At 72.2% G+C, this 24,104-nt stretch carries 24 protein-coding genes, 2 tRNA genes, 1 other RNA gene and 2 pseudogenes; 10 read left to right on the top strand and 19 right to left on the bottom strand.

Annotated features, from left to right (window positions below; genetic code table 11):
• Both JM949_RS17590 and ffs read right to left on the bottom strand, forming a co-directional pair.
• The coding region (locus tag JM949_RS17590) for a DNA polymerase III subunit gamma and tau (protein WP_309232202.1) at positions 1-2,509 on the bottom strand (2,509 nt) is incomplete at its 3' end.
• A gap of 181 nt (positions 2,510-2,690) precedes the next feature.
• Positions 2,691-2,780: signal recognition particle sRNA small type (ffs, locus tag JM949_RS17585), an RNA gene on the bottom strand.
• An 82-nt stretch (positions 2,781-2,862) separates the two neighbouring features.
• On the opposite strand from ffs, the gene JM949_RS17580 reads away from it, so the two are divergent.
• Positions 2,863-2,947 (top strand) — tRNA-Ser (locus tag JM949_RS17580).
• A gap of 67 nt (positions 2,948-3,014) precedes the next feature.
• On the opposite strand, the gene JM949_RS17575 is transcribed toward JM949_RS17580, so the two are convergent.
• Genes JM949_RS17575 through JM949_RS17555 form a run of 5 tightly spaced genes read right to left on the bottom strand, consistent with a single transcriptional unit; the run spans position 3,015 to position 5,851 of the window.
• Complete coding sequence (locus tag JM949_RS17575; RefSeq protein ID WP_203149515.1) at positions 3,015-3,647, bottom strand: pentapeptide repeat-containing protein; 633 nt, start codon at positions 3,645-3,647, stop codon at positions 3,015-3,017.
• Between the two features lie 26 nt (positions 3,648-3,673).
• A complete protein-coding gene (locus JM949_RS17570) occupies positions 3,674-4,375 on the bottom strand; it encodes a hypothetical protein (protein ID WP_203149514.1) in 702 nt (233 codons plus the stop codon).
• Positions 4,376-4,384: 9 nt separating this feature from the next.
• Entirely contained in the window at positions 4,385-5,086 is a 702-nt protein-coding gene (locus tag JM949_RS17565; protein ID WP_203149513.1) for a WXG100 family type VII secretion target, read from the bottom strand.
• The gene (locus JM949_RS17560; RefSeq protein WP_203149512.1) at positions 5,083-5,409 is read right to left on the bottom strand and encodes a hypothetical protein; all 327 of its coding nucleotides are present in this window, start codon (positions 5,407-5,409) and stop codon (positions 5,083-5,085) included. The genes JM949_RS17565 and JM949_RS17560 overlap by 4 nt, the downstream gene beginning before the upstream one ends.
• 4 nt (positions 5,410-5,413) lie before the next feature.
• The gene (locus JM949_RS17555) at positions 5,414-5,851 is read right to left on the bottom strand and encodes a YbaB/EbfC family nucleoid-associated protein (RefSeq protein ID WP_309232201.1); all 438 of its coding nucleotides are present in this window, start codon (positions 5,849-5,851) and stop codon (positions 5,414-5,416) included.
• 456 nt (positions 5,852-6,307) lie between these two features.
• Here JM949_RS17555 and JM949_RS17550 point away from each other — a divergent pair, with 456 nt between their 5' ends.
• The 3 genes from JM949_RS17550 to JM949_RS17540 all read left to right on the top strand — a co-directional run bounded on the left by JM949_RS17550 (position 6,308) and on the right by JM949_RS17540 (position 9,061).
• Entirely contained in the window at positions 6,308-6,865 is a 558-nt protein-coding gene (locus tag JM949_RS17550) for a hypothetical protein (protein WP_203149511.1), read from the top strand.
• A 219-nt stretch (positions 6,866-7,084) separates the two neighbouring features.
• Positions 7,085-8,329 carry a WD40 repeat domain-containing protein gene (locus tag JM949_RS17545; protein WP_203149510.1) on the top strand — a complete coding sequence of 415 codons (1,245 nt, stop codon included), beginning with the start codon at positions 7,085-7,087 and terminating at the stop codon, positions 8,327-8,329.
• A 237-nt stretch (positions 8,330-8,566) separates the two neighbouring features.
• Positions 8,567-9,061, top strand: a complete 495-nt coding sequence (locus tag JM949_RS17540) for a hypothetical protein (protein ID WP_203149509.1) — start codon at positions 8,567-8,569, stop codon at positions 9,059-9,061.
• A 68-nt stretch (positions 9,062-9,129) separates the two neighbouring features.
• Here JM949_RS17540 and JM949_RS17535 read toward each other — a convergent pair whose 3' ends face one another.
• A complete protein-coding gene (locus tag JM949_RS17535; RefSeq protein WP_203149508.1) occupies positions 9,130-10,764 on the bottom strand; it encodes a carboxylesterase/lipase family protein in 1,635 nt (544 codons plus the stop codon).
• A 244-nt stretch (positions 10,765-11,008) separates the two neighbouring features.
• Positions 11,009-12,523 (bottom strand): helix-turn-helix domain-containing protein, encoded by a 1,515-nt coding sequence (locus JM949_RS17530; RefSeq protein WP_203149507.1) that lies wholly within the window; start codon positions 12,521-12,523, stop codon positions 11,009-11,011.
• A 543-nt stretch (positions 12,524-13,066) separates the two neighbouring features.
• On the opposite strand from JM949_RS17530, the gene JM949_RS17525 reads away from it, so the two are divergent.
• On the top strand, positions 13,067-13,999 hold the full coding sequence (locus tag JM949_RS17525; RefSeq protein WP_203149506.1) for a TetR/AcrR family transcriptional regulator C-terminal domain-containing protein: 933 nt from the start codon (positions 13,067-13,069) through the stop codon (positions 13,997-13,999).
• 216 nt (positions 14,000-14,215) lie between these two features.
• Here JM949_RS17525 and JM949_RS17520 read toward each other — a convergent pair.
• Positions 14,216-14,302: transfer RNA gene (locus JM949_RS17520), tRNA-Ser, on the bottom strand.
• A gap of 75 nt (positions 14,303-14,377) precedes the next feature.
• On the opposite strand from JM949_RS17520, the gene deoD reads away from it, so the two are divergent.
• The 3 genes and pseudogenes from deoD to JM949_RS37250 form a co-directional block, all read left to right on the top strand.
• Positions 14,378-15,085 (top strand): purine-nucleoside phosphorylase, encoded by a 708-nt coding sequence (gene deoD, locus JM949_RS17515; RefSeq protein ID WP_203149505.1) that lies wholly within the window; start codon positions 14,378-14,380, stop codon positions 15,083-15,085.
• A gap of 127 nt (positions 15,086-15,212) precedes the next feature.
• Positions 15,213-15,851, top strand: coding sequence for a TetR/AcrR family transcriptional regulator (locus tag JM949_RS17510; RefSeq protein WP_203149504.1), 639 nt, complete (start codon positions 15,213-15,215; stop codon positions 15,849-15,851).
• A pseudogene (locus tag JM949_RS37250) lies at positions 15,848-16,123 on the top strand (acyl-CoA thioesterase); the annotation flags it as partial. The gene JM949_RS17510 and the pseudogene JM949_RS37250, both read left to right, overlap by 4 nt.
• Before the next feature lie 307 nt (positions 16,124-16,430).
• Here the strand turns inward: JM949_RS37250 and JM949_RS17500 are convergent.
• Genes JM949_RS17500 through JM949_RS17485 form a run of 4 tightly spaced genes read right to left on the bottom strand, consistent with a single transcriptional unit; the run spans position 16,431 to position 19,967 of the window.
• Positions 16,431-17,633, bottom strand: a complete 1,203-nt coding sequence (locus JM949_RS17500) for an ABC transporter permease (RefSeq protein WP_203149519.1) — start codon at positions 17,631-17,633, stop codon at positions 16,431-16,433.
• Positions 17,634-17,665: 32 nt separating this feature from the next.
• Complete coding sequence (locus JM949_RS17495) at positions 17,666-18,367, bottom strand: ABC transporter ATP-binding protein (RefSeq protein ID WP_203149503.1); 702 nt, start codon at positions 18,365-18,367, stop codon at positions 17,666-17,668.
• Positions 18,364-19,446, bottom strand: coding sequence for a peptidoglycan-binding domain-containing protein (locus JM949_RS17490; RefSeq protein WP_309232200.1), 1,083 nt, complete (start codon positions 19,444-19,446; stop codon positions 18,364-18,366). Before JM949_RS17490 ends, JM949_RS17495 begins: the two co-directional genes overlap by 4 nt.
• Positions 19,443-19,967, bottom strand: a complete 525-nt coding sequence (locus JM949_RS17485) for a hypothetical protein (protein ID WP_203149502.1) — start codon at positions 19,965-19,967, stop codon at positions 19,443-19,445. The genes JM949_RS17490 and JM949_RS17485 overlap by 4 nt, the downstream gene beginning before the upstream one ends.
• Before the next feature lie 184 nt (positions 19,968-20,151).
• Between JM949_RS17485 and JM949_RS17480 the strand changes: the two are divergent.
• Positions 20,152-20,807 (top strand): annotated as a pseudogene (locus JM949_RS17480) (response regulator transcription factor).
• Entirely contained in the window at positions 20,804-21,958 is a 1,155-nt protein-coding gene (locus tag JM949_RS17475) for a sensor histidine kinase (RefSeq protein ID WP_203149501.1), read from the top strand. Before JM949_RS17480 ends, JM949_RS17475 begins: the two are co-directional and overlap by 4 nt.
• A gap of 10 nt (positions 21,959-21,968) precedes the next feature.
• Here the strand turns inward: JM949_RS17475 and JM949_RS17470 are convergent, their stop codons facing one another.
• The 5 genes from JM949_RS17470 to JM949_RS39770 all read right to left on the bottom strand — a co-directional run.
• Positions 21,969-22,415, bottom strand: coding sequence for a nucleoside deaminase (locus JM949_RS17470; protein WP_203149517.1), 447 nt, complete (start codon positions 22,413-22,415; stop codon positions 21,969-21,971).
• 145 nt (positions 22,416-22,560) lie between these two features.
• Complete coding sequence (locus JM949_RS17465) at positions 22,561-23,088, bottom strand: tRNA adenosine deaminase-associated protein (protein WP_203149500.1); 528 nt, start codon at positions 23,086-23,088, stop codon at positions 22,561-22,563.
• A gap of 117 nt (positions 23,089-23,205) precedes the next feature.
• Positions 23,206-23,373, bottom strand: coding sequence for a hypothetical protein (locus JM949_RS17460; RefSeq protein WP_167393606.1), 168 nt, complete (start codon positions 23,371-23,373; stop codon positions 23,206-23,208).
• A 135-nt stretch (positions 23,374-23,508) separates the two neighbouring features.
• Complete coding sequence (locus JM949_RS17455; RefSeq protein ID WP_309232199.1) at positions 23,509-23,898, bottom strand: hypothetical protein; 390 nt, start codon at positions 23,896-23,898, stop codon at positions 23,509-23,511.
• A gap of 15 nt (positions 23,899-23,913) precedes the next feature.
• The coding region (locus tag JM949_RS39770; RefSeq protein WP_203149499.1) for a hypothetical protein at positions 23,914-24,104 on the bottom strand (191 nt) is incomplete at its 5' end.

The raw sequence follows: 24,104 nt of genomic DNA, 5'->3' as shown, positions 1-24,104 counted from the left end.
GCCGGGCCGCCGGTGTCGGGTTGCCCCGAACGCCCGGCCTGCCGCCACCGGCCGCCGCCCCGGAGGCGTTCGCGTCCGGCCCGCTGCCGTTGACGCCATCACCGTTGGTGTTGCTGGCGCTACCGCCGATGCTGCTGCCGTTGGGGCCGCTGCCAGGCACGGCGCTGCCGTTCGTACCGGTCGGTGCCGCCCCCACGCCGCCGGGGCCTGGTTCGTTCCCGGCCGACGTGCCACCGGGGCGAGCGGCCTCCGGCCAGTCCTCGTCGTCCGTGGCTTCGGTTACCGGCGCACCGCCGCCGGGACGCGCCGCCTCCGGCCAGTCGTCCTCGTCGTCCGCCGCCGGCTGCGCCGCGACCCGGTTTCCACCGGGGCCACTCGCCGTCGGCGCGGCGACCTGCCGGCCGCCACCGGACCCGTTCCCGCCCGCGCCGACACCGCCACGCGCCTCCGGACCGACCGCACCGGTCGGACCAGTCGCGGTGGGTGGCGCGCTGGTCGGACTGACGGCGGCGGGCGAGGTCGGGGCGGCGGGCGGCGGGTCCGGGATGGCGGGTCGGGCCGGTGCGGCGGGCGCGCGCTGCGGGCCGGAGAGTGACACGCCACCGCGCTCGCCGGCCACCTCGCACCGGATCTGCCAGCGCCCGCCCAACTCCTCGTAGAGCGCGTCGGTGAGCACAGCGGCGTGGTCGGCCATCATCTTGGCCAGCACTGTGGACTTCACCGTCAGCACCAGCATGTCGCCGTCGAGTTCGCGGACCACCGCGTCGCGCATCAGGGCCGCGATCCGCTTGTTGGTCCGGTTGACCTTGCCGACCACGTCGGGCCAGGCACGGCGGACCGCGACCGCGTCCAGGGCGGCGGCCGGCGCACCCGGTCGGGGCGGTGCCGGCGTGGCCGGGTCGGGGAGCACCGCCGACGGTGGCACCAGCCGACGCGGGGCTGACGAGCCACCGGCAGATCCGGAGCCAGCCGAGCCGGAGCCAGCCGAGCCGGAACCGGCCGGGCCGGAGCCAGCCGAGCCGGAGTGCGGACCAGTCGGCGAGACAGGGGCGGGTCCTGGGGTCGCCGACGCACCGGGCGACGCCGGAATCGGCGAGTCGGCCGGCGAGACCGGACCGCCAGAGATCGAACCGCCAGAGACCGAACCACCCGAGACCGGAGCGCCCGAGGCGGGAGCGTTCCGGGTCGGGGAGGCGGCGGGGTCGACATCCCACGGCGGTGCGGAGGTCGGGGCGTTGGCGGGTGTCGGGCTCGCGGCAGCCGGGACCGGAGCGGCGGGCTGTGGGCGTACCCCCGGGTGGGTGGTCGGCGCGGAGCCGGCGGCGGCCGACGGCGCGTCGGTGCCGGCCAGGGTGAGCCGACGTTCCATCCGCTCCAGGCGCTGGAGCAGGCCGCCGGTGGAGTCGTCCACGCCGGGCAGCAGCATCCGGGCGCAGATCAGCTCCAGCAGCAGGCGGGGCGCTGTGGTGCCGCGCATCTCCACCAGGCCGTCGTGCACGATGTCGGCGCAGCGGGAGAGGGTGGCCGGGCCGAGCTGCGAGGCCTGGGCGGCCATCCGCTCGATCTGGTCGGCCGGGCCGTCGATCAGGCCCTTCGCGGCGGCGTCCGGCACCTGCTGGAGCACGATCAGGTCGCGCAGCCGCTCCAGCAGGTCGGACGCGAACCGGCGCGGGTCGTGCCCGGCCTCGGCGACCCGGTCCACGGTGGCGTACGCGGCGGCGCCGTCCCCGGCGGCCAGCGCGTCGCACATCTCGTCGATCAACGCGGCGTCGGTGACCCCGAGCAGGGCGGCGGCGCGGGCGTAGCTGACGCCCTCCGGGCCGGCCCCGGCGATGAGCTGGTCGAGCACCGAGAGGCTGTCCCGGGCGCTGCCGCCGCCGGCGCGGACCACCAGCGGGTAGACCGCCGGCTCGACGGCGACGCCCTCGGCCTGGGTGAGCTGTTCCAGGTACGGGCGGAGCACCTTCGGCGGGATCAGCCGGAACGGGTAGTGGTGGGTCCGCGACCGGATCGTGCCGAGGACCTTCTCCGGCTCGGTGGTGGCGAAGATGAACTTGACGTACTCCGGAGGCTCCTCGACCAGCTTGAGCAGGGCGTTGAAGCCCTGGGTCGAGACCATGTGCGCCTCGTCGATCACGTAGATCTTGAAGCGGCTGCTGGCCGGCGCGAAGAAGGCACGTTCGCGCAGCTCGCGGGCGTCGTCGACACCACCGTGGCTGGCCGCGTCGATCTCGATCACGTCGATCGAGCCGGCACCGTCGTTGGCCAGTGAGCGGCAGGACTCGCACTTGCCGCACGGCTCGGGGGTGGGGCCCTGCTCACAGTTGAGCGAGCGCGCGAGGATCCGGGCGCTGGAGGTCTTGCCGCAGCCGCGTGGGCCGGAGAAGAGGTAGGCGTGGTTGAGCCGTCCGCTGCGCAGCGCCTGCGACAGCGGCTCGGTCACGTGCTCCTGGCCGATGACCTCAGCGAAGGTACGCGGCCGGTACTTGCGGTAGAGCGCCAGCGTCACTCGTCCCGCCTCCTCTCGACCGAGCCATTCTGCGCCGGTCGGGCGCGGGTGACCACCCACCCCGCCGGGGCGCCTGGGCCCTCGGGGTTGATCGACTCGGCTTCCTGGAAACCGCGGTGTCCGCGTGGCCGGGACACCGCGACATCACGGATGCCGAGTGGATCAACCGGCCCACAGACAAAAAGGCCTCCCGTGCACCCGGCAGAGCTCGCTTATCCTTGCTGCCTTCCGGCCCTGGGGAGGTTCACGAGATACCGCCGCACGGGAGGTACCGCCCAGCCTACCCGACCGCCGGTCGATCTTCAGGGGGTGGTGGGGTGGCCCGGCCGACACGGGCCTGTATCCTGGCTCGCGGAGGATTCGCCTAGAGGCCTAGGGCGCACGCTTGGAAAGCGTGTTGGGTTTACACCCTCACGAGTTCGAATCTCGTATCCTCCGCTCGCCTGAGCAGCACGAACGACAGGGCCGGCCCCGCACGGGGACCGGCCCTGAGTCGTCTGTGACGTCAACCCACCACCTGGACGGCCTCCGCGCCCTGCGCGGAGAACCACGCTTCCAACTCGGCGCCGCCCAGCGACCGGGTCGCCTCCTGGTCGACGAAGACCGGGCCGACGACGGCGCCCTTCGCGCCGTCGAACTGGCAGCCGAACATCCGCGCGCCGGTCAACACCGCCGGCATGCCGGTGCTGCCCAGCCTGCACCAGCGCAGGCTGGCCAACTCAAGGTTCGCGCCGCGCAGATCCGTCTTGTAGAGCTTGGCCGAATTGAGAATGGCGTGGCGGAGGTCCGCGCCTTCCAGAACGGCGTCGTCGAGTTGCACGGAGAACAGCCGAGCCGAACGGAACAGCGCCTGCCCGGCCGAGCAGCCGACCATTTCCGCCTTGGCCAGATCGGCGAAGGAGAAATCCGCGCCCCGCACCTCGGCGTTCGCCAGGTTGGCGTCGCCGAGGTTGGCCTCCTCGAATCGCACGCCGACCAGGTGGGAATTGGCGAGATAAGCGCCGGTGAGGTCGAGACGGCTGAGGTCCGCCCCGCGAAAATCAAGAAAGTCGCCCGACAGGTACGCCCCCGGAGAAGCGTCGGCGAACCACTCTTCGAGCGCTTCCCGAGCATCCGGGCTGTCCGGCCAGCGGAGCACATCGCCGCTGGTCCGCTTGTACTTACTCATTTGTCGAACACCACCTTGCCGTCCCACTCCGGTCGACCAGCGACCCGCGCCCTGAGATCGGCCAACGCGCTCGGCGACAGGCTGCGGGTGTTGAGAATGACGTTCTGCCCACCATCGACCTCGTCGGCGAGTTTCTGCTCGAACTCCTCGCCATCGTAGCGGCCCTTCATCCCCTCGGGCATGGGCTCACCCGCCCGCCGCCCGGCCGGGAAAAGATCATTCGGCGACTTGACATCCCAGTTCTCCCCGTTGGCGTCGAAGAACTCACCCTGGTCCTTCTGGAATGCCGGATCCGAGTTGTCGAGTTCGGCCCGACGAATCGGCCCGGGGATCTTCCCTTCCGCCTCCGCCGCGAGCCCGACCTCGGCCTCGATCCGGGACTTGGCGCTGATGTTGCCGTTGTGCGCCGGGTCGGCGGCGAGTTCCTCCAGCCGCCGCTCGTACTCCGGGGTGCCGGGTCTGGGGGTCTGGTAGCCGTCGTCCCCGCCGGCCGGGCGGCCCGGCGAGTCACCGGAGTCACCGCCCGGTCGGCCGAGCTTCAACTCCCCGGAGGCGAAATCCTGCCCGCCGGTGACGGTGTCCGGCACCTCGCTGGAGCTGCGGCGTCGCTGACCCGGGATGTCGCCGTCACCGTCACCCGGACGCGACGGTGTCTCGCTGTCGCCGTGCCCACCGGGGGGCGTCTTGGGTTTCGCCATCGTCTCGGCCTAGCCGTTCAGCAACTTGGTCAGGTTGGTCAGGCTGGAGATCAGCGCGGCCACGTAGGTGAGGATGCGTCCGGCCCACTTGACCACGGCCGCCACGATCTGCGTGGCGATCACCGGGATCGTGACCACGAAGATCGCCTCGACGGCCCACACGATCACCCGCGCCACCAGGTCGGCGATGAGGTCGCGGACGATGTCCCGGGTGAACGCCACCAGGTTCCCGGCGGCCTGGGTGGCGGCGGCCATCGCGGCGGAGACGCCGCTCAGCGAGTCGATCCCGGTGACGTTGTGCGCCATCAGCGCCTGGTACGCGGTCGCGGCCTGCCCCTGCCAACCCGGCAGGTCCGCCGCGAGGTGCGACTTCAGGTCGGCGGCCATGCTCTCCAGCTCGGCGGCCATGTTGTTCCAAGTGGCCGCGTGTGCGGTGACCTTGTCGGGCATCCCGGTGAGCTGGTCGAGGATCTCGCGCAGCGGCTCGAAGTATTCCATCGCCCAACCCAGCCCGTTGGCGAGCAGGGCGCTGAACGGGTCCAGCACGGTCGCGACGGCCTCGACGCCGAACGCCGCGCCGGCCAGCAGGTCGTCGACCCAGCCCTCGCTGCGGATGGCGTCGACCAGACCCTGGAAGCTGTCCGCGGCCGCCGCGCCGGTCCACGGCTTGCGGGTCGAGTGGACGTCCGCGATCAGCGAGGCGTCGGTCATGACGCCACGTCCAGTTGACTGCCGACCTTGCGGATCGTGTTGTCGGAGTCCAGGTCCGCGTTGTCGTAGTTGTCGGCGGTGGTGCCGAGCCCCTTCACCACCAGAGCCAGGTTCTCCTCGGCGTAGGCGATCAGCTCGTCCTGCCGGGTGTGTCGACCCTCCAGGATCCCGGAGATCCACCCACACAGCAGCCCGTACGCCGCGTCGTCCTGGGTGATGTGCGCGCTGGCGGCCCTGACCGCGCCGAAGCGGGCGCGCAGCGCGGCGATGTTGCGGGCGTGCTGCCGGATCTGGTCGGCGTCGACCTCGAACCCGCCGCTCACCGGGTCACCACCGGCCGGGCTGCTCGTCCGGGCCACCCACCGTCGGGTCGGCACCGCGCAGGTGCTGCCCGACGCGTTCGGCCATGGCCCGACCGGTCGGCGAATCGGCCCCCAGGGTGTCGCCGATGATGTCCTGGGCCCGGTCGGCCAACTGCCGCTTGGCCACCGCGATCGTGTTCATGATCGTCCGAGCGACGACATCGGGTGCGACCCGCTGGATGCGCTGGCCGAGCTGTAGGTCGACCAATGTGCCGGCGGAGTCGACAGTGACCTCCACCAGCCCGTTGCCGTCGGCGGCGGTGACGCGCAGTTCCCGCATCCGGTCACTCATCGCGTCGGTGGCGGTCGCCAACTGGTCGAGGCGGCCCTTCCACTCGGCGAGCCGATCCATCGCGCCGCCCGGGTCCAGCAATCCACCCGCGTGTGGAACCTCGGCTGTCACGTGTCCCCTCGGCCGGTCAAGGTGATCATGCTTAGCCGAGGAAGATTAACATGCGGGGACCTGCGCAACAGTCCACGTGAGACGGTGCGGGCCCGCGGTCTGATCGACGTCGTGACCGACGCGGGGTGGCAGCGGGGCGAGAGCCGGTACGCGGGCGGCCCCGGCGCCACCGGCAGAGTGCGCAACGAGATCTTGGACAGTTTCCGTCGAGCCTGAACGGAAACTGTCCAAGATCTCCCAAGAGTGGCGTCGGGAGCCCGCGCCGGGCCGCCCGGCCGGTACGGTGCCAGGGCCGGCGGGAGGGCCAGCGCCGACGTGACGGCGAGCACCGGCGGGACGGCCAGCTGCCCGGGGTTCGGCCAGCGCCCGCGGGACCGCGAGCACCAGCGGGACGGCGAACGGCGACATCCGTCGTACACATGTTCTATCCACAGGCTGTGGACGGCGGAGGGTTCGATGGCTTACCAGCTCAGCGCGGTGGTCGCGGATGTCGAACTGCTCCGCGAGCACACCGCGGAGCTGGACCACGCGGTCCTCGGCGAGCTGCGCCAGGACTTCGCGTTACTGCCTGTCACCCCGCAACTGGTGGTGGAGCTGACCGGTTCGCTGCCGGACTACGCGCCGGACGACCGGAGCGCCGAACACCCCTTCGGCCTGGTGCTGTCGTCGGCGCTTGTCGAGATCCTGGCCCGCTGGTCGCAGGCGGGGCCGGTGGCGTACCTGGAGGCGGAGTTCGCTGGTGGCACCGGCTACCAGTCGGCGGCGGTGTGGCTGGGTGGGGTGCGGGCCTGGGGTCCGCGCTTCGACGACGAGTTGGACGCGCCGCGCGAGCAGTGGCCGATCAACGGCGCGCTGACCCGGCTCGGCGTGGAGCCCGGCGAGTGGATCGACCCGTTCGCCGAACTGGGGTTGCACCTGGAACGGAACACCGACGGCTGGCTGGCGCACGGGCGGCGTCGACTCAGCGCCGACTACTGGGACGAGCTGGTCGAGCAGTGGGAGGAAGACCGCTGACCGCCCGGGTTGTCCCGACCCGACCCGCTGCGCACCGCGATGGCGATCGACCGCCATGACCAGGCCGCGTAACGCTTGCGCCCCTCCACAGCGCCTTTTCGTCGGCGGGCCAGCATCCCGATGCGGGCCCGGATCACCCATCGGCTCTAGGAACGGGGAACGATGAGCCAAGCAGCACGCACCGGACGGCGCGCACGATTCTGGCTGGCGGGGGCGGGCGTGTTCGCTCTCCTGGCCACCGCTGCGGGCACCGCCGTGGCGGGTACCGCCACGCCGGGCGACGACCAGGCCGCCGGCGGCACCGTCGCGCAGGCGCAGTTCGTCGTCGACAACAGCCGGCCGAAGGTCGACCAGGCGTCCAGGTCTCAGCGCCCGGGGAAGCCCCCTCGGCCGACCCCTTCGCCGACGTCCAGCCCGACCGCCGGCCCAACACCGACGCCGACAACCACCACCTCGCCGCCGAGCACCGACGTGAACGTGCAGATCCCCATCCCGGGATACACGACCGGCTTCCGCTTCGGCGACATCCTGGTGGACGAGGCTCGGGGCCGGGTCTACATCACCGGGGGCAAGGGCACCGACGGCCTGATCGTCACCGACCTGAACGGGAGCCTCCTGCGCACTCTGCCGGGCATCGCACCCGGTGCCGCCGGGATGGCGTTGAGCCCCGACGGCAGCAAGCTCTATATCGCCGCCGGCGATCAGGACTGGCTCCGGATCGTCGACCTGGACACCTGGGAGCTGGACGGACAGTTCACCGGCACTACCGACGGGACCATGACCTGCCCGAAGGACCTGGCCTTCGCAGCCGGCCAACTCTGGGTCTCCTGGGGATGTGAGAACGAGCCAACGGCGGGCATCGGCCGGGTCGATCTCGCGACCCGCACGTTCGACGTGTACGGCGTCGAAGCCATCGACCAGCGGATCAGCTCCGCAATGCTGCTGGCCACCTCGCCCGCCCAACCCGACATGGTGATCGCCGGCGCGACCGGCACCAGCCCCGCCCTGCTGGTCCGCTTCGAGGCCACCGCGACGGGGCTCGTCCAGCGGGCGATCAGTCGAACCGACGGTGGCTCTGTCCAGCAGTTGGCGATCACCCCGGACGGCACCGAGGTGATCGTTCCCTCGGGTGCGCCGTATTACCACCCGGTGCTGCGTACGTCCGACCTCGTCGAGGTGCACCGGTATCCGACCGTGCCGTACCCGAACGCCGTGGTGATCCGGCCCGACGGCCTCGTCGTCGCCGGCACCAACTCGTCGTACGACGAGGATGTCTGGGTGTTCGCGCCGGGCGGCACCACGCCGGTGGCCACGTACGAATTCGGGCATCTGCCGAACCAGGAGACGTGGGCGCACAACCTGGTCAACGGCGCGTTGGCTGTCGCCGGCAACAAGATCTACGCGGTCACCGACCAGCTGGCCGAGCCGGAGATGGTGACCCTGCGCATCCGCACCCTGCCCTGACACCTGTGGAATGCCCGGGCGATCCGCACCGATCGTCCGGGCAATTCCCTCGCCCGGAAGGGACTTCCGGGAAAGGCGGTTGCCGGCTCGGCGGGCGACCGGAGGCAGGCACCGTCGAGACGCACCCCGCAGGCCGTTCAGAAATACGGGGGTCGGCAGCAACCTGAACGCCCCCGTGCCGTTGGGGGACTGGGGGATTCCATGAAATTGCGACAATTTGCGTTTATTGCCACGCTGATGACGGCTGCCTCGATCGCTGGCAGCGGCGTACCGCCAACCGGGCAGATCCCGGACGGTCGGCCCGCCGGCAGCGTGGAGATCATCGACCTGAACGGCCTGCGCAACATCGAGTTCGGTGCCACCGAGGACGAGCTGACCCGACGCGGCATCCTGCGGACCAGCCTGGACGCCTGCGGGCCGATGCTCGCCGGCCACGACGCGGTCAGCCCGGTCTTCGTGGAGGACAAACTGGTGCTGCTCTGGGTCGGCGATCCGATGCGGACACCGGAGGGCATCACGGCGGGCTCACCTGTCGAAGAGGTCTGGGACCGCTATCCGGAGGTCAGCCGGCTGCACGCTCCACAGGGGACACACCGCCTCGACGGGCTGCTCGCTCGCAGCGGCGACCGCGCGTACCTCTTCCTGCACGACGGGCGCACGGTCCGGAAGACCATCGCCGGGTACGCGGACTGGGCCCGCCGCCTCTTCGACGAGGGAGCGGGCCCCTGCTGACCGGCGCGCACTGATCAGGGCCGGCACGGCGGTCCGCGCGGGTCAGCCCACCTCTCTCGGTGCCAGCGTCAGCGGCTCAGCGAGCGCCAGAACCCGTACGAGTGGGCCGCCGCGAAGTCCGTTCCGGCAGACCCGCCGGCACCGGCGAACACCCGCACGTACGGGGCGTCACCGCGCAGTCGGGGCCAGCCGACCCGGCCCGTCCGGGCGAAGTCGCCCCAGTCGCGGGCCATCTCGTCGGAGAGCCGCCGCTGGGTGGGCGTGAGCGCCTCGGCATCGTCGACAGCGAAGAGGTACGGCAGCTCGGCGCAGTGGTACGCGCCGGCCGGGAAGGTCGGCTCGGGGCCCTCGGTGAAGAACGGCGCGTCCTCGTCGGCGAACTCATAGGCGAACGTCGGCACCCGCCGTGCGAACGCCAACGCGGCGGAGTAGACCGGCTCGGCGTAGTCGTGATCGGTCAGCACGGCACCCAATGTGACGCTGGCGGGCTGCGACTCGTCGCGCCGGTAGTGCGCCAGCACCGCCTCCGCCCGGTCACCGAACATGGCGCGCACCCGGTCGCGGTACTGGTCGTCGGTGAGCGGGCACGACTCCGGCTCGGGCGACGGCTCGGGCTCCGGCTCCGGCTCCGGCTCCGGCTCCGGGCAGTTCATCCCGCTGCGTTCCATCCCCCACACCGCGAGGCGAGACTCGTCCCGGTTCATGCCGGTCAACACCGGCACCGGATGCAGCCTCCCGGTGGCCAACGCCTCGGCTGGGTCGACCGGCAGCGTGTGACCGTCGACCACCGGGCCGAGGTCGACACCCGCGCCGGGGTAGCCGACCGTCTCGATCAGTCGAGCGGGGTCCCGCCCGCGCAGGCAGGCGGCAACCTCACCCGGGTCGGTGCAGCCGACCTTCCGGGCGAACTCCTCGGCCGCCTCGACCGCCTCGGCCCGGCTCTGCACGGGCTGCGCGCACGAGTTGCTCTGCATGATCGCGCGGTGGAACAGGCCGGCCGAGGCCGGCGCGGCGAGCTGCGCGCAGACGCTTGTCGCCCCGGCGGACTGGCCGAAGAGGGTGACGTTGCCCGGATCGCCACCGAAGGCCGCGGCGTTACGCCGGACCCAGCGCAGCGCGGCCTGCTGATCCTGCAACCCGAAATTGCCGGTGACCCCGGCCGGACCAGCCAGGGCCGGGTGCGCCAGGAAGCCGAGCGCGCCGAGCCGGTAGTTCACCGTGACGACGATGACGTCACCGCCGGTTGTCAGCCGCTGCCCGCCGTACCCGTCTCCGCTCCCGAAGCGGAAATCCCCGCCGTGCAACCACACCATCACCGGTCGAGGCGATCGTGCGGCGGAGCGTGGGGTGGTGACGTTCAGGTAGAGGCAGTCCTCGGACTCCGAGGGTGCGTCCATCGGCAGCCCTTGCAGTTGCGCGCAGGCGGCACCGGGTCGCGTCGCGTCGCGTACCCCGGTCCACCTCGGACCGGGCTGCGGCGGGGCCCAGCGCAGCGTGCCCAGCGGCGGACGCGCGTACGGGATGCCCTGGAACGACAGGTGGTGGGCCGCAGCGCTGCCGCGCAGCGCGCCCTGGTCGGTCCGGACGACGGCCGCGCCCTGACGGTCGTCGTCGGCCGTGGCCGGACCGACGGCCACGGTCGGGGCAAGGAGCGCGACAGCGCCCAACGTGACGACCCAGCGGGGGTACGGAAAGCCGGTCATGGTCTCCCCATCTCATCGAAGCCGGTACGGTGTACGCACCGTGCTGCGCTGAGCATGTCGAGCTGGTAGCCACCCGACCAGAGAGCTCTAGTACGCGCCGAGCCGACACCACCCATCGACGACGCGCGGCACAGGCCGGGATCGAGAGGGTGGGTGCCGGCCCGCGCCGCGTCCGCTGGCTGGTGGCGTGCTGGGCGCAGGCGGAGAGAGACCCGCTCCAACCACCAGCCCGTGTCGCCGCTACCTACGCTTCGTGCCAGGTGTAGAGGTGGTACACCCCGCCCGTGTAGGGTCCGCGGCACTCGCTCTCAATGCCTAAGTTGTTCTCGATGTGGCTTGCCATCGCCTCGCAGGCTGCCTGACCGAGGTAGGCCCCGCCGTAAGCCCAATACCCTTCGGCTGCGGCGTTGCTGACTACCGGCTCAGCCGCCTGCGCAGGCGTGACGGCGGCCAGAGCGCCGAGGGCGACCGCTGCACCAAGCCCCAGACCCGTGAGCGTCCTGGTAACCAGATGTGACATGTAGGTTCCTTCCTTTGAGGGCGGAGCCATGCGCGTGGGCGGCATGACGCGAGCCCCTGTGGATCGACAACGAACGGTGAATGCCGTTCTCAGCCATCCTGGTTGATCGACTACGCTTCGGGAACAGGCGATCACTGTCCCGGACAAGCGAAACATGTCCCGGACAAGCGAAGACCGTCCCGGACAGGCGAGGGCTGCCCGATATCTCGACGCCGCATTCGCCACAGCGGCCCACTCAAGGCCCTGGCCCTCCAGCCGGTTGGCGCGCCGGGAACAAGGCCGGTTCGAAGCGGAAGATCTGACCGGGAGCAGCCAGGTCACAGATCTCCTGTCGGATCGGCGCCCACTCTCGGCTGGACGCGCCCAGCACGCCGAGACAAAGACCGGAGTGAGTGGGCCGGATTCGGAAGCCGGGCAGCGGTGCGGTGACCGACTCCAGTGTGAATTCCTTCGCATCGGGCTCGGTGCAGAGGTCGTCGGAGACGATGCCACCGACTGCCGCGCTGGCGTCCTGGACACCCATGCAACCGGGGCCTTCCTGCGGGGGTGGAAGGTTCGAATCAGGTACCGCCCGTCAATTCGATCCAGCGCCCGGTCGACGAAGATCTGGCCGCAGTCGGTCTGGTAGACGTCGCGGCTCTCCGCCCCGGGGCGTTCGGAGAGACAGTGGCCGGAGTGCGCGGAGCGGATTCGGTAGAAGCCGTTGCCCGGCAGGTCCGGCCCGGCGTCGCCTGTCGTCTCCGGCTGCGGCGATCGGGGGGGCTCGCTGCCATCCCGGCCACTCAGACGCGCCATGCCCAGGATGACCACGACGGTGGCAGCGACCGCGACCACTCCGATGGTCAGCACCCGCCGGCGCGGTCGGACGAGAGTCGGCGGGGACAGCACGTCGGTCCCGTTCGGACTGGCCTCGGCCTCCGGGTTCGATACCACCCGCTCGCCGCTGCCCTGCTGGGCGAGCAGCAGGGCCCGGCGGGCATCGACCCAGCGGAACACCTCCCGGTCGTCGGCGCCGGTCGCGACCAGGAACGCCACGACCAACTTCTCCGGGGGCAGCGTGTTGCGGGCGAGCGCGGCGTGCAACGTGCTGGAAGGCAAGCGCTGGCTGGTCGATGCGGTGCGCTGCTCGATTTGGCGGTAGGTCAGCCTGGAGCGTTCGCGGAACCGCCGCAGCAGCGCCATGTACGTGGCAGGGCTTTCTGCGGTGGCCGGATCCAATACCTGGTGGTGGTCGGACACGGGCTGCCCCTGTGAAGTAGTCCGGAATATGGGCGAGGTAGGCCGGGAAACGCAGAGTCAGACGTCTTCCGCGTCGGGCAGCCGGGTGACAACTGCCGCTGCTGCCGGTTCGACCGGCAACGGTCGAGGTTCGGGGCACTGGTCTGGGCCGCACCTGCTGAACGGGCCGCACCTGCTGAATAGGCCGCCCTTGGCGGCCAGCGCGGCGAGGTGAGGGTCAGAGTCCCCGCGCGGGGCGATCCCGGGACGCGTGCGAGCCGCGCCGACAGCTGTCGCCTTCACCGGCGATCCCGCCGGCGCACGCCACTACTCCCCGTCATGCGATGCCTCCCCCGTGTATCAAGGTCACCGACGAGTACCAGACAGTAGCACTGCGTTCGTGAATGAAGCGGTGCCGTTGGCCCTGCCGGGACAGGCACCACGGGGGCGGCGTCGACTGACACGCAGGCCACGCGCACTCATGCGCGTCCATGGAACGCGTCGACGGGCGCCCGGTCGGCGCTCTAGTGCGCTACGGTCGCCTACCGAGCAGCGGGAGGCCGCGTGACGGAGATCGATGAGCGCACTCCGCCCTATCTGCGCATCGTCGGCGAGCTTCGGCAGCGGATCACCACGGGCGAGCTGGGCCCCGGTGACCGGGTGCCGTCCACTCGACAGATCGTCCGGGAGTGGGGAGTCGCCATGGCGACCGCCAGCCGCGCGCTCACCGCGCTGCGGCAGGAGAACCTGGTCCGGGCCGTGCCCGGGGTGGGCACGGTGGTCACCGGCCCGGAGCCGGTGGCGCCCGGCCGGGTCGCCCGGGCGGACCGGCGCGGCCACCCCCGCGAGGTGACCCGCGACCAGGTGGTGCGGACCGCGCTGGCGATCGCCGATGCCGAGGGGCTGCCGGCACTGAGCATGCGGCGCATCGCCACCGAGCTGGACGTGCCCACCATGTCGCTGTACCGGCACGTCCGTGGCAAGGAGCAGCTTCTCCTGCTGATGGCGGACGCGGCCTTCGCCGCGGTCGAACTGCCGCAGGCCCGTCCGCCCGGGTGGCGAGCGCAACTGGAACTGCTCTGCCGACTCCAGTGGTCGATCTATCGACAGCATCCGTGGCTGGCCCAGGTCATCTCGTTGACCCGGCCGCTGCTGGCGCCGCGGGCCGTCGCGCACACGGAACAGGCCCTGCGCGCCCTCGCCGGGCACGGGCTGGATCCGCACACCCAGCTGCACCTGGTGGCCGCACTGGCCAACCACGTGCGCGGCACGGCGGTGAACCTGGAGCGGGAGGCCGAGGCGGAGCAGGACACCGGCCTGACCGACGACGAGTGGATGGCGGCTCAGACCGAGGTGTTGAGCGGGCTCTTCGCGGCGGGCGAGTTCCCCCACCTGTCCCGGCTCACCAGGTCGACGGTCGACCTCAACGTCGAGAGCCTGTTCGAGTTCGGCCTGCAACGGCTGCTCGACGCGGCGGCGGCGCTGATCGGCGAGTAGCCGCTCGGATCGGGCCGGTGGCCGGCTCGGGCAGCCGCGCGCCGGAGGCGGCGAGGAAGCCGGCGATGGGTGCGTTCCGGGTGGCGCAGGCGGTGCCGCCCTGGATCGACAGGAAACCGGCCGGCCGGTCCGGCCGGGTCACGGCGAGCGGCAGATCTGACCGAGAAAGCCCGGCCGATCCTCACGGATCGACCGGGCTTTCTCGCTGTTCACGAGCGGTGGCGGCGGGATTTGAACCCGCGGAGGGCGTAAACCCTCACACGCTTTCGAGGCGTGCTCCTTAGGCCACTCGGACACGCCACCGCCGACGAGGGTACAGGACCCCTGGTTCCGACGCCGAACCGGTATCGCCCGGGCCGGCCTGGCAGGATCTTTGCCATGAGTACGCACATCGGCGCGAAGCCGGGCGAGATCGCCGAGCGGGTCCTGATGCCGGGTGACCCGCTGCGGGCCAAGTGGATCGCGGAGACCTACCTCGAGGGCGCCACCTGCTACTCGACGGTTCGGGGCATGCTGGGCTTCACCGGCCGCTGGAACGGCGTCGAGGTTTCCGTCCAGGGCTCCGGCATGGGCATGCCGTCGGCCTCCATCTACGCCCACGAGCTGATCAACGAGTACGGCGTGAAGACGCTGATCCGGGTCGGCTCCTGCGGTGCCCTCAGCACCGACCTGCAACTGCGGGACGTGGTGGCGGCGATCGGGTCGTCCACCGACTCGAACATGAACCGGATGCGGTTCGACGGGCTGATCGACTACGCCCCGGTGGCCGACTTCGGGCTGCTGCGTACGTCGGTCGAGGTGGCCGAGCGGCGCGGCATCGCCATGCGCGTCGGGCCGATCCTGGCGGCGGACGCGTTCTACACCGACCGGCCGGACCTCTACGACACGCTCGCCGACTACGGCGTGCTGGCGGTGGAGATGGAGTCGGCGGCGCTCTACACGATCGCCGCCCGGTTCAAGGCCCGCGCGCTGACCGTGCTGACCGTGAGCGACCACATCAAGACCGGTGAGAAGACCACCTCGGAGGAGCGCGAGCAGACCTTCAGCCAGATGGTCGAGATCGCGCTGGACACCATCATCGTCTGATACCTCGTCGTGCCGCGCCGCCCCGTCGTCCGTCCGGACGGCGGGGCGGCGCGCTGTCGGAGCAGAGTGACGACGGTCACCGCGTCAAACAATACGACCGGTCGTGCTTATTTAGTACCGTGTCCGAATGACCGTCGACGGACGCCTCGCCCGGGGTGAGCGCACCCGCAACGCCGCGCTGGACGCGGCAGTGGTGCTCGCCACCCAGGCCGGGCTGGACGGGCTCAGCCTCGCCCAGCTCGCCGACGCGCTCGGGGTGAGCAAGTCGGGCCTCTTCGCGCACTGGCGGTCGAAGGAGGCGCTCCAGCTCGCCGCGATCGACCACGCGGTGACCCTCTGGAAGCAGCGAATCCTCGCACCGGCCCTGCGCGCCCCCCGGGGCGTACGCCGAGTCCGCGCCCTGCACGACGCCCGGCTCGACTTCTACGCCAGCCAGGCGCTCCCCGGTGGCTGCTTCTTCGCCAACACCCAGTTCGAGTTCAACGCCCGCCCCGGCCCGCTCCGCGACCGGCTCGCCGAGACGTACCGGCAGTGGGCGGTGTTTCTCGAAGACCTCGTCCAGCAGGCGGTCGACGCCGGCGAACTCCCCGCCGACCTGGACGTCCCGCAGCTGGCGTACGAGATCGACGCCCTCGGGATGGCAGCCGCGATGCACTCCCGGCTGCTCGACCCGGACGCCGCCTACCGGCACGCCCGCGCCGGCCTGCTGAACCGGCTGCGGCCGCTCTGCCCCGACCCGACCCTGCTAACGGAAGGCACCTCATGACCAACGCCGTCGCCGACCAACCCACCGTCGAGTTCGGACACGTCGAGCACGTCACGGTGCACTTCGACGACCTCGACGCGATGGGCATCCTGCACAACGCGCGGTACGCGGTGCTGCTGGAACGGGCCCTCACGCCGTACTGGACCGAGCGGGGGCTGAGCTACCGGGGCAGCGCCACCCCGCCGGACCTCTTCCACGCGGTCCGCGAGTTCACCATCACCTACCGAACACCGATCACCGCCACCGGCCCGGTCACGGTGCACTACTGGCTCGAACACCTCGGCACCAGCAGCGCCGAGTACGCCTTCCAGTTCCGCTCCGTCGACGCGCGACCGTGCACGCCGAGGGCCGGCGGGCCATCGTCCGCCTCGACCCCGCGACGCTGCGGCCCGCGCCGTGGACCGAGGCCGCGCGGGCGGTGGCCGTCACCCTGCTCCGTCCCGCCGCCTGAGGCCCCGGCGACGCCGACGGTACGCCTGTCGTGGCGACAGCAGGCGCACCCGTGGGCGAGAGCAGACCGGCGACGGCGAGCCCGGCGGCGAAGAGCAGCAGCCCGGCAGCGGGCTCGGCTCGGGCGACTCAGCCCAGCGCCTCGGTCGGGGCGAGCCGGGCGGCGCGGACGGCCGGATACAGCCCGGCCAGAGCGCCGATCAGCACTGTCGCCCCAACGCCGCCGGCCATCGCCCAGACCGGCACCACCGTCGGCCACTGCCGCCAGAGGGCGTAGCCGGCGGTGACCAGGATGCCGAGCAGCACCCCGCCGGCCCCGCCGAGCGCGGAGAGCAGCAGCGACTCGGCCAGGAACTGCACCCTCACCTGCCCCCGGGTGGCACCCAGTGACCGCCGCAGACCAATCTCGGCCCGCCGTTCCAGCACCGAGATGACCATCGTGTTGGCCACCCCGACCCCGCCGACCAGCAGCGCCACCGCGCCCAACCCGAGCAGCAACCCGGTGAACGCCTCGTCGGTCGCCGCCGCGGCCGCCAGCGCGTCCGACGGTCGGGAGACCCGCACCTCGTTCGGCGCCTCCGGGTTGGCGGTGGCGCCGAGCACGTCCCGGACCGCCTCCACCGAGGCGTCCCGGGACCGGGTGTAGACGGTGGTCGGGTGCCCGTCGAAGCCGAGGTACGTCGCCGCCGCGGACCAGCCGACCAACGCCGAACCGTCCAGCTCCGGGGCGAGCGGGGCCGGGGCGAGGATGCCGACCACTGTGAACCAGCGCCCGCCCAGGTAGACCTGCACGTCGGGGCCGGCCGCGCCGAGCCCGAGCCGTCGGGCGGCGGCGTCGCCGAGCACCACGGCCGGAAAGCGCTCGGTGGCCGGGTTCAGCCAGCTGCCGCTGCGTACCGTCGCGCCGACAGTGCCGAGCAGCCCGAGCTGGGCCGCCCGGGTGGCGATGCCGCCCGTCTCGCCGGGCGGAATGCGATCACTGCGGTAGACCGGTGTGTCGGGCAGTTGCCCGACGGCGGCCACGCCGGTGACCGGCGCGATCCGGCCGATCATCGCCACCGACTCGACCGGCAGCTTCGCCTCGGCACCGAAGAGCGTGTTCCCCGGCGCCACGGTCAGCAGGTTGGTGCCGAGCCGGTCCAGCGTGCGGTCCAGGTCGGCGCGGGACGACGACGAGATGCCGACCACCGCGACCATCGCGGCGATGCCGATCGCGATGCCCAACGCGGAGAGGAACGCGCGCAGCGGCCGGGTACGCAGTCCCACCCCGCCGACCCGGAACACGTCGCCGGCACCCAGCCTGGCCGGCGTCAGCCGTGGCGGCGCGCCCACCGGCACCTGTCGTAGCCCGGTGTCGGTCGCCATCAGCGCACCTCCTCGACGGGCCGGCCGGCAGCCGCGTCGGCCAGCACCCGGCCGTCACGCATCCGCACCTGCCGGGGCAGACCGTCGGCGATCTCCCGGTCGTGCGTGATCACCAGGACCGTGGTGCCGGCCGCGTGCAGGTCCCGCAGCAGCGCGAGCACCGCCGCGCCGGCGACCGAGTCGAGGTTGCCGGTCGGCTCGTCGGCGAGCAGGACCGCCGGCTCGCCGACCACCGCCCGGGCCACCGCCACCCGCTGTCGCTCACCACCGGACAGCTCGTGCGGTCGGTGGTTCAGCCGGTGGCCCAGCCCGACCCGGTCCAACGCCGCCTCCGCGCGCCGCCGCCGCTCCCTTCGAGGTACGCCCGCGTAGAGCAACCCGTCGGCCACGTTGTCCAGCACCGGCGTGCCGGCGGCCAGGTGGAACTGCTGGAAGACGAAGCCGATCCGGCGGGCCCGCAGCGCGGAGAGCTGCCGGTCGGGCAGGACCGCCACGTCGTACCCGTCGATGCGTACCCGGCCGGCGGAGGGGCGGTCCAGGGTGCCGATCAGGTGCAGCATCGTCGACTTGCCGGAACCCGACGGGCCGACGATCGCCACCAGCTCGCCGTACCCGATCCGCAGCGAGACCTCGCGCAGCGCGGCGACCCCGCCGGGGTAGGTCCGGCTGACCCCGTCCAGGACCACGGCGTCGCCGGTCACGCCGGCACCCCCACGGTCAGACCCTCGGTGATCTCCGGACCGGTCACCTCGACCCGACCAGCGGCGAAGAGCCCGGTGGTCACCGCGACGATCCGGCTCCGACCGCCCTCGACCAGCTCCACCCCGTAGCCGCCCTCGGCGAGCGCGAGCAGCGCCGCCACCGGCACGGTGAGCACATCGGGGCGTTCGGCGGCGGTGAAGGTGACCTCCACGCTCGCCTGGTCGTACCCGGCCAGCTTCGCCGGGTCGGTCACCGAGACCGTCACCTCGATCTTCGTCTCGGCCTCGGCGGACTGGCCGTTCGCGCCGGCCGAGCCGGTCTCGATCACCGTCTGCACCGACTCGATCCTTCCGGCCAGCGGGTCGCCGTCGGGCAGGGCGACGCGCACCGCGCCACCCTTCTTCGCCAGCCGCTGGTCGTCCACGTCCAGCTCGACGGTGACCAGCCGGCTGGTGCCGGTGTAGCTGAGCACCGCCTGACCGGGCTGCGCCAGGTCGCCGGTCGCCACCTGGTGGCTCTCCACCCGCACCGCCTCGTCGGCGTAGACGACCCGGCCCGGCTCGACCCGGCCCGTCTCCGGCAGCCCCAGATCCTCCTGCCACTCCCGGACGGCCTCGGCGGTGCTCCCGGTGTACTCGTCGTCGACTGTGAAGCCGTCCTGACCGAGCGCCCGCAGGTTCCGCTCGAACTGTGCGACGTCCGCCCCCCGCACCCCCGGTTCGAGCACCCGGTAGGCCGGCAGCGCGCCGTAGAGCAGCAGCACCGGGTCGTCGTCGACCGCGTACAGCCGACCGCCGCGCTTGACCACCGTGCCCGTCTCCGGCAGCCGGGTGATCGTCCCGCCGAACCGGGCGGTCGCGGTCCGGGTGCTGCCATAACCCAGCTCACCGTCCACCTCCTGGGCGTCGGTGAGCGTCTGCCTGGTGACCGTGGCGGTGCTCGGCGGGGTGCTGCCGGCTGCCGCCGTACCCCGGTCGGTGCCACCGAAGCCGACCGCCGCCGCGACGCCGGCCGCGGCGGCGACCACGATGGCGACGGTGAGCGCGACCGTCCGGAGTCGGATGCGGCGAGCCCTCACCGGGTGGCTCCGGCGATCTTCGGCGCGTACTGCCGGCACTTCTCCATCGCGGCCTTCACCTTCGGGTCCTTGATGTTCACCTGGTCGAGCCGCAGCTGGAGCCCACCGTCCGCCGACGGGTCCGGGAACTCCGGCACGCCGTTCTCCCGCACGCAGACGGCGAACGCGCGCAGCCGCTCCACCTGCTCCGGGTCGAGCTTGAGCTTCTCCCCACCGTTGGGCAGGTACTGGCGGCACTTCTCCATCGCCGCCTGCACCTTCTGCGGGTCGGTGTCCTTGCCGAACCGGAACAGCCGGTCGCCACCCGGCTCCGGGTCCGGCACCTGCACCCCGTTCTCCCGCATGCACTCGCTGAACCTGAGCCGCCGTTCGTCGTCGCTGAGTTCGGCGACCGGGCTGGCGGACGCCGGTTGCGCCCCGCCACCGCCGGCGGTCGCCACCGCCGGTTCGTCGCCCGCCGGGCCGCAGCCGGCGACGGCCAGCGCGAGCAGCAGCGGCAGCGCGAACAGTCCTCGTCGCATCGCGTGCCTCCTCTCCGGGCCCGGCGCAACCGCCGGGCACTGCGATCCAGCCGACGGGGCCCGCCGGCCGGGACGCCCGACGGAATTCACCGGACGTCCCGGTCAGTTCACGACGAGCGGCGTATCCCGGGCGTAACCGCCGACGTTTACGGCGGCGTTATCCGGGCCCGCGCACTATTGGCGGGTGAGGGTGCTGGTGGTCGAGGACGAGAGCCTGCTCGCCGAGAGCATCGCCGAGTGGCTGCGCCGGGAGGCGTTCGCGGTGGACGTCGCGTACGACGGCGACGCGGCGCTGGAACGACTCGGCGTCAACGAGTACGACGTGGTCGTCCTGGACCGCGACCTGCCGAAGGTGCACGGCGACGAGGTGTGCCGGGCGATCGTGGGCGGCGGCGGGGAGACCCGGGTGCTGATGCTCACCGCCGCGGCGGCCGTGCGGGAGCGGGTGGCCGGTCTGGCGCTCGGCGCCGACGACTACCTGACCAAGCCGTTCGCCCTGGTGGAGCTCTCCGCCCGGGTGCACGCGCTGAGCCGGCGGACCCGCCGGGCCGCGCCACCCACGCTGGCCCGCGCCGGCGTCCTGGTCGACCCGGGCGGCGTGAGGTGCACCGCGACGGCCGGTACGTGCCGCTGTCCCGCAAGGAGTTCGCCGTGCTGGTCGAGCTGTTGCGGGCCGACGGCGCGGTGGTCTCCGCCGAGGAACTGCTGGAACGCGCCTGGGACGAACACATCGACCCGTTCACCAACGTCGTCCGGGTCACCGTCATGAAGCTGCGCCGTAAGCTGGGCGAACCGCCGGTGGTCGAGACCGTTCCCGGTGTGGGATACCGGATACCGTGAAGCGTTTCTCGCTGCGGGCCCGACTCACCCTGATCTACGGTGGCCTCTTCCTGGTCGCCGGGCTGGTCCTGCTCGCGGTCACCTACGTGCTCGTCGAACAGCGGACGGCGCAGCCGTTCGGGGTGGCGCTGCGCGACGTCAAGCCGATCATTCCCGAGGCGGCCACGAAACTCTCCGGCCACGAGGCCGAACAACTGCGCCTCATCGTGAACAAGGCCCAGGACGACGCCCGGGAGCAGACCCTCTACTCGCTGCTCACCCAGGGCGGGATCGCGCTCGGGCTGGTCTCCGTGGTGGCCATCGCCTTCGGCTGGCTGATCGCCGGTCGGGCGCTGCAACCGCTGCACCAGATCACCGGGACCGCCCGGCGGATCGCCGTGGGCGGTCGCGGCCTGCACGAACGGATCTCGCTGCCCGGCCCGCACGACGAGGTACGCGAACTGGCCGACACCTTCGACGAGATGCTGGAACGGTTGGACCGCTCCTTCGACGGGCAGCGCCGCTTCGTCGCGAACGCCTCGCACGAACTGCGTACGCCGTTGGCGCTGAACCGGTCGCTGATCGAGCTGGCGGTCACCCGGACCGGCGCCTCCGAGGACGTGCGCCGACTGGGCGAGTCGCTGCTGGCGGTGAACGAGCGGCACGAACGGCTGATCGACGGGCTGCTCACCCTGGCCGACTCGGAGAACGAGGTGACCGCCCGCTCCCGGGTCGACCTGGCCGACCTGGCCGACCACGTGCTGGACCAGGCGGTCGTGGGTGCGGGCGGGCCGACGGTGACCCGGGAGCTGGCACCGGCGCTGGTCCACGGCGACCCGGTGCTGCTGGAACGGCTCACCACCAACCTGGTGGAGAACGCGCTGCGGCACAACGTGTCGTCCGGTGGCTGGGTGCGGGTGAGCACCGGGCTGCGGGACGGCCGTTCGACGCTTGTCGTGCGAAACACCGGGCCGGTGGTGCCCGGCTACGACGTGGAAACCATCTTCGAGCCGTTCCGCCGGCTCTCCGGTGAACGGGTCGGCGGCGGGCGCGGGTTCGGCCTGGGGCTCTCCATCGTCCGGGCGGTGGCCCGGGCGCACGGGGGCACGGTGACCGCCCGGCCGCGCGACGGCGGCGGGCTGGAGGTCACTGTCAGCCTGCCCACGGCCTGAGCCCCGGCGGTCAGCGGAAGAACGCGCGCAGCACGGCTGCGGTCTCCGCCTCCAGCACCCCGCCGTAGACCTCGGGGCGGTGGTTGAGTCGGCGGTCACGCAGCACGTCCCAGAGCGATCCGGCCGCGCCGGTCTTGGGCTCCCACGCGCCGAAGACGACTGTGGAGACCCGGGCCAGCACCAGGGCGCCCGCGCACATGGTGCACGGTTCCAGGGTGACCACCAGGGTGCAGCCGTCCAGTCGCCACCGGCCGGCGCGTTCGGCGCCCCGGCGCAGGGCCAGCACCTCGGCGTGCGCGGTGGGGTCGCCGGTCAGCTCCCGCTCGTTGCGACCGACGGCCAGCTCGGTGCCGTCCGGCCCGTAGAGGACCGCGCCGACCGGGATGTCGTCGATCGCCGTGGCCTCGGCGGGGCCGGCGGCGGGGCTGGTGACGGCGACCTCCAGGGCCCGGCGCATCCACAGCTCGTGGCGCTGCCGTCGGCCGACCTCACCCAGGTCGGCCAGGCCCTCGTGGGCGCCCGGTCCGGCCCGGCCCACCGCTCCGGGGGTCGGCTGTCCCGGCCCGATCGACTCCAGCGACGGATCGGTGGCGTCGGCCGGCTCAGACCTCACGCAGCTCCTCGACCTCGTCGGCGCAGCCGAGCACCTGGCAGATCTCGGCGGTGACGTCCGCCGGCAGCATCCCCTCGTGCGTGCACAGGGTCAGCAGCTTCTGCGCGGAGATGCCCAGGTTGGCCAGCAGGTCGGCGTCGCCGACCGGGTCGGCCTCCGGGTCGACGACGGGCTGCTCGCTCTCGTCGTCGCCGGTGCTCGCCGGGCGTGGCTCGTCGTCGCCGTCCAGCCCGGTGACCGAGGTCTTCAGGTCACCGACCAGCAGCGAACCAAGCTGGGACTCCTCCGCGTACGCGGAATCCGACCCGAACACCCGCAGGTCCTCGCCCTCGTCGAGGCGCAGGATCACCAAATATGCGTCGTCTGCCTCGACGAAGAGCAGCGACACGTCGGCCTCCGGGTCGACGTCCCGCAACCGGTCGGCGACCTCGTCGATGTCGGTGGCGCCACGCAAGCTGACCTCGGCGGCGGTCCAGCCACTCTCGTCGCGCACCACGGCCGCAGCGAAGTACGACACGGTCCCCCCAATAGCCCTCGACACAGCGTCGACTCGTTACGCGTGCACGTTAGCCGGTCGGGTCGGCAGGCGACCCGTCAACGCCCCGAAGCGCGGGTCATTCCTGACAAAGTCGGGTCAACCGGTAACTCGACGGCGGGTGGCGATGAGCTGGCGCAGACGCTCGGTGCGCTGCCGTTGCGGTCGGCTGCGCTGACGGACCGCACGGGCGCCCGCCAACTCGGCCAGCAACTGCAGGCGGCGGCGGCTGCGATCAGGATCCTGCCGCGGAGTGGTCCAGGCCATAGTGCCGAGGGTGCCGAGTCTCGGCTGCCACGTCAAGACGGCGTTCGCTCCGCAGCCAACCGGGCACGCGGTGCAGTCGTCGACGGCCGTTTCGGAGCCCGTCCGCCCCGTCGTTCCGGGGCCCGTCCGCCCCGGTCACCAGAGCGGCCAGTCACCACCGGTGGCCCAGCGGACCGCCACCACGGCGGCGGCGATGCTCCAACCACCGGCGGTGACGATGGCGACGCCGGTGGCCACCCCCCGGTCGCCGTGGCGGACCAGCACCAGGGCGGTCAGCCAGGCCAGCAGGCCGGCCAGCACCGTCCACCACGCGTAACTGGTCAGATCGGTGCCGAGCAGGCCGAACAGCAGCAACCAGCCGGCCGCCGCGCCGCCACCGGTGGCGACACCACCGCCGGTGATCGGGTGCGGCTCGCGGTAGGTCGGGCGGGTCGGCGGCCCGGCGGGGAAGAGCCCCGACGGGGTACGCGACACCGGACGGACGGCACCGGGCTCCGGGCCGGGCTCGGGTCGGGCAAAGGTCACCGTCGCTGCCCTCCCTCACGCGTGCCGCTCGTGCCCACGGTACCGGCTCTGCCAGGATGACCGGATGTCCTCGCCGACGATCAGCCGCCGCGCGCGTCCGGCGTACCCGATTCTGCTGCTGCTCGCCCCGGTGCTGGCGGCCGGCTGCGCGACCACCCGGCCGGGGGTGCCGTCCGACGGCGCCGCGCCGACGCCACCGGCGGTCT

It is taken from the genome of Micromonospora tarensis (genome assembly GCF_016803395.1).
Classification (GTDB): Bacteria; Actinomycetota; Actinomycetes; order Mycobacteriales; family Micromonosporaceae; genus Micromonospora; species Micromonospora tarensis.
The sequence above is the reverse complement of the archived record's forward strand: the minus strand, read 5'-3'. Positions and strand labels throughout refer to the sequence as shown.

Bases quoted from the DNA above. Each gene is read 5' to 3' on its own strand.
- JM949_RS17570 (WP_203149514.1), bottom strand. From the start codon at position 4,375: ATGGCGAAACCCAAGACGCCCCCCGGTGGGCACGGCGACAGCGAGACA.
- JM949_RS17565 (WP_203149513.1), bottom strand. From the start codon at position 5,086: ATGACCGACGCCTCGCTGATCGCGGACGTCCACTCGACCCGCAAGCCG.
- JM949_RS17550 (WP_203149511.1), top strand. From the start codon at position 6,308: ATGGCTTACCAGCTCAGCGCGGTGGTCGCGGATGTCGAACTGCTCCGC.
- JM949_RS17540 (WP_203149509.1), top strand. From the start codon at position 8,567: ATGACGGCTGCCTCGATCGCTGGCAGCGGCGTACCGCCAACCGGGCAG.
- JM949_RS17535 (WP_203149508.1), bottom strand. From the start codon at position 10,764: ATGACCGGCTTTCCGTACCCCCGCTGGGTCGTCACGTTGGGCGCTGTC.
- deoD (WP_203149505.1), top strand. From the start codon at position 14,378: ATGAGTACGCACATCGGCGCGAAGCCGGGCGAGATCGCCGAGCGGGTC.
- JM949_RS17510 (WP_203149504.1), top strand. From the start codon at position 15,213: ATGACCGTCGACGGACGCCTCGCCCGGGGTGAGCGCACCCGCAACGCC.
- JM949_RS17485 (WP_203149502.1), bottom strand. From the start codon at position 19,967: ATGCGACGAGGACTGTTCGCGCTGCCGCTGCTGCTCGCGCTGGCCGTC.
- JM949_RS17470 (WP_203149517.1), bottom strand. From the start codon at position 22,415: ATGCGCCGGGCCCTGGAGGTCGCCGTCACCAGCCCCGCCGCCGGCCCC.
- JM949_RS17460 (WP_167393606.1), bottom strand. From the start codon at position 23,373: ATGGCCTGGACCACTCCGCGGCAGGATCCTGATCGCAGCCGCCGCCGC.